Raw genomic sequence first — 545 nt, forward strand, 5'->3', positions numbered from 1 at the left:
GGGCTCCCACTGCTTGTACGTATACGGTTTCAGGTTCTATTTCACTCCCCTCACAGGGGTTCTTTTCGCCTTTCCCTCACGGTACTGGTTCACTATCGGTCAGTAAGGAGTATTTAGCCTTGGAGGATGGTCCCCCCATCTTCAGTCAAGATAACACGTGTCCCGACCTACTTAATATGTGCTCGTTGCCACTTCGTGTACGGGACTATCACCCTGTACCGTTAAACTTTCCAGAATATTCCACTATGACAACTAACATCGGCTGCTCCCCTTTCGCTCGCCGCTACTAAGGGAATCTCGGTTGATTTCTTTTCCTCCGGGTACTTAGATGTTTCAGTTCCCCGGGTTTGCCTCATTAACCTATGTATTCAGTTAATGATACCCGCAAGCGGGTGGGTTTCCCCATTCGGACATCGATGGCTCAAATGCGTTTTGTCAACTCGCCACCGCTTTTCGCAGACTTACACGTCCTTCATCGCCTCTTACTGCCAAGGCATCCACCGTATACGCTTAGTCACTTAACCATACAACCCTAAATAGCTTCG

General features: G+C 49.0%; 1 rRNA gene (cut by a window edge). It reads right to left on the minus strand.

The window, feature by feature from the left end:
• Positions 1–524: ribosomal RNA gene (locus KO518_RS16945) — 23S ribosomal RNA — on the minus strand (it extends 2,515 nt beyond the left edge of the window).
• Positions 525–545 lie beyond the last annotated feature (21 nt).

Origin of the sequence: Aestuariibacter sp. A3R04 (assembly GCF_018860805.1) — a bacterium.
In the GTDB taxonomy this organism is placed as follows: Bacteria; Pseudomonadota; Gammaproteobacteria; order Enterobacterales; family Alteromonadaceae; genus Alteromonas.